Source organism: Vibrio sp. 10N.261.52.C11 (genome assembly GCF_041471405.1).
GTDB classification, from domain to species: Bacteria; Pseudomonadota; Gammaproteobacteria; order Enterobacterales; family Vibrionaceae; genus Vibrio; species Vibrio crassostreae_C.
Genome location: NZ_JBFROI010000153.1, coordinates 1 through 3,217, shown reverse-complemented (window position 1 = coordinate 3,217; position 3,217 = coordinate 1). Strand labels below are relative to the sequence as shown.

The following is a 3,217-nucleotide window of genomic DNA, read 5'->3' as shown; positions in this document are numbered from 1 at the left end:
CTTAATCCTTATTTGTTATGAAAAGAGTCAGTCGTTTAAGATAGGCTACATAAGAAACTAGATAGAAAAATTCTGCATTTAAGTACAGAATTTCTCTGTCTAATAGCTGTTAGGCATCAAATATGGAGTATCCTGCAATGGATGGTGATGATAAAAAGCCGTACCTCTTTCTAAATTCATTTCTCGTAAAAGATGAGTATAAAGACCTTGATGTCAGTGAATTCTTAAAGAGTTCAGCTCAAGTGAATACCTACGACATTGATACTCAACATGAGTTAGAGGGGAATCTTTTCGTAAAAATCCCAACGGAGAAAAAGCCTAAGTGGACTGCTTTTACTGAAGAAGTGACAGGTGTAGATTTGGATGAACTGTCTAATAGATCTAGCTCCGCGTTATTAATTATTAAAACCCCCGACAATACAATGGCTTTTACTTTTGGTTATGGCCGTTTTCTCTTAGATACTAAGTATTTTGTGCATGACTTTGGAATAAAAACAGCGCTGAATACTTTAAAACACGACAGTTTGAGAAGCGTTGATCTTTTTACTTTAGATGATCAAGCTGTACAAAAAAAGTCTCAAGCAGCGAGGGAGTCAGGTGTAGGCGTCTTTGGAATTGATATTTCGAAAGATGTATTGAGAGCAGTAACAGGCTCACCTAAATCAGGTGTCAATTTAAAGAATATCTCAGGAGGTGATTCTGTATTTTCTTTTGGTATAGAGTTAAACATCGATGAAATCAGTGATTTAATCTCAACTCTTTCGGGCTATTACGACAACGACTCTTACAAAGGTGAATTTTCATGGGTAGATAACATTCGTAAGATTAAGGAATCGTCTGAAATTTCAAATCTAGATGATCATCTTGTTACTGCATTAAAAGCCAAAAGCTTTGATGTATGTGTCACTATTCCAGAGCTTGCTGATTGGGATTCTATTTGGGGCTTTAGCTTTACACGCTCCAAAAACTCTATAAATCCTACAATTGAAACTAATGACTACTATGCAAACCTTGATGTTTCAGCTGTATCTGTTGATTCAATAAAGAGAGACCGACTATTTGTATACGATGTCCATGAAAATGAAACAGAACACCAAATATATAAATCTATTTACTTTGAGCATAAAACAAGCGACAAAGTATATGTGCTGTTTGCTGGCGCATGGTACGAAATCGCTACCGACTTTATGACTAGAGTAAACACCACGCTTTCACAAATACCTATATCTAGCTTACCATTTCCTGAAGTTTATACATGGAGTGAAGTTGTTGATGGTAAGACAAAGGATAAAATTGAAACCGAAGGTGACTACAATGAAAGGGCTGCCAATACACATTCTTATCACCTTTTAGATAAAAAATTAATTAAAAGCAACAGAACAACAACCGCCATTGAGCTCTGTGATCTAATGACTGCAAACAAGCAGTATATTCATGTCAAACACCGAAAAGGTGGCTCGGCTGGTTTAAGTCACTTATTTGCTCAAGGTAGTGTGTCTGCAGAAATATTGTTGGGTGATAAAGAGTTTAGAAAAGCAACTAGAAAAGTTCTAAAACGCGTGTGTGATGGATTACAGAGCACAGTTCCGTTAAATAATTTTAAAAGTGATGGGGTAGAAGTTGTATTTGTAATACTTGGTGAAGATTCATCAACTTTGAAGGATAATTTACCATTTTTTAGTAAAGTGAACCTTTCAAAGGCATTCGAAAGTCTTTCACAACGAGGGTTTGACGTACAAATTGCTGGTGTAGGCACAGTACCCAAGCCTTGATGCCTAACAAGTCAATTCAAAGGACAAAAAACAGCTGGCTTTTGCCCCTTCGTCGCTAATTTTAGCCAGCTATTTTATTGCCTCTGATTGTGGCGTTATACATTTTTTGGAGTATTAAGTTATGGATTGGATTCTAGAAAATAAAGATTGGCTTTTTAGCGGAGTGGCTATTGCCGTTCCTATTGCCATAATTGGATGGTTTCTAGCGACTAGAGGAAACAAGCAAATCCAAAAAGGTGGTAAAAACTCAACGAATATTCAGGTTGGTGGTAGTTTCAATATAGGCGACAAAAAAGATGCTGAGTAAACAAAATCAAAAAGGTGGAGATGGCTCAACTAATATTCAAACCGAACAGATGATTGTTCAAGTTGGTATTGATGAAAAGCGTGCGCGCGAAATCTACCAAGAAATGAACCTACAATTAAAGAATGATTACACAGAAGAAGCCTTCAAGGTAGCAAATGAAAGAGTTACAGAGTTTGAAAATAAACTCATGCCAAAAATGGAAAATGTTGATGGAGCTCTAGAAGCGTTTGCAGATCCTAGTTTTCAAATATTACTTGTAGAAGCCCAAAAAACGGCAGCTTCTTCGGAAAGACCAGCAGACTATGACTTATTGTCTGAACTGTTAATTCATCGGTTTCAAAAGGGCGACAATCGTATAGTAAGAGCTGGAATAAGTCGCGCTGTAGAAGTCGTCGATGAGATTTCTGATGAAGCCTTGCTTGGATTAACAGCTTTTCATGCGGTGAATACATTTTTTCCTGTAACAGGTGAAATATATCAAGGGTTGGACGTTTTAGATGCATTGTTTGGGAAAATATTTTATGGAAAATTACCAACTGGTAATGACTGGCTCGATCATCTAGACATATTGGACGCTGTACGATTGAGTTCTTTTGGTAGTTTAAAAAACATTGAACAGTATTATCCAGAACAGCTCTCGGGATATGTAGACACAGGGATTGAAAAGAAATCTGACAATTTTGAAAAGGCGATAGAAATTTTAGATGGCAACAATTTACCTCGAAATATTCTGGTGCAGCACGCTTTAAATCCTGATTTTGTTAGATTACCTGTTTCAGCAAAACAACAAATTGACTCTCTAAATCTAATACAACAGATTCCATTTGGTGAACAATTCATCCAAAGACCCGTTGAGTTAGTAGCTAATCAAAAAGAAGCTTTGCACACTATTTATGGACTTTACGATTCTAACGTAAACGTTAAAAATGAAAATACACGTTTATTTATGGAAGCTTGGGATAAAAAAACCAACCTAAACGCTCTTAAATCATGGTGGAATAATTTACAAGTAAGTATTCAAATTACATCCGTGGGAAAAGTTTTAGCTCACGCGAATGCGCAAAGATGCGACAAAAATCTTCCCCCTCTAAACTAACAGAGCGACAACGGAGCAGAAATGTATAACAAATAAGGATTA

3 protein-coding genes are annotated in these 3,217 nt (G+C 36.5%); all 3 read left to right on the top strand.

The genetic code is table 11. The features are described from left to right. The first annotated feature begins 137 nt into the window (after positions 1 to 137). The 3 genes from AB4323_RS24500 (at position 138) to AB4323_RS24490 (ending at position 3,175) form a co-directional block, all read left to right on the top strand. Positions 138 to 1,772 carry a TIGR04141 family sporadically distributed protein gene (locus AB4323_RS24500; protein ID WP_372153560.1) on the top strand — a complete coding sequence of 545 codons (1,635 nt, stop codon included), beginning with the start codon at positions 138 to 140 and terminating at the stop codon, positions 1,770 to 1,772. Positions 1,773 to 1,893: 121 nt separating this feature from the next. After that, entirely contained in the window at positions 1,894 to 2,079 is a 186-nt protein-coding gene (locus tag AB4323_RS24495) for a hypothetical protein (protein ID WP_372153559.1), read from the top strand. Next, positions 2,069 to 3,175: an LPO_1073/Vpar_1526 family protein gene (locus AB4323_RS24490; protein ID WP_372153558.1), complete on the top strand. Its 1,107-nt coding sequence runs from the start codon at positions 2,069 to 2,071 to the stop codon at positions 3,173 to 3,175. The genes AB4323_RS24495 and AB4323_RS24490 overlap by 11 nt, the downstream gene beginning before the upstream one ends. Positions 3,176 to 3,217 lie beyond the last annotated feature (42 nt).

What these genes read in the sequence shown, in the direction of transcription:
- AB4323_RS24490 (WP_372153558.1), top strand. Translation starts at nt 2,069, where the DNA reads ATGCTGAGTAAACAAAATCAAAAAGGTGGAGATGGCTCAACTAATATT.
- AB4323_RS24495 (WP_372153559.1), top strand. Translation starts at nt 1,894, where the DNA reads ATGGATTGGATTCTAGAAAATAAAGATTGGCTTTTTAGCGGAGTGGCT.
- AB4323_RS24500 (WP_372153560.1), top strand. Translation starts at nt 138, where the DNA reads ATGGATGGTGATGATAAAAAGCCGTACCTCTTTCTAAATTCATTTCTC.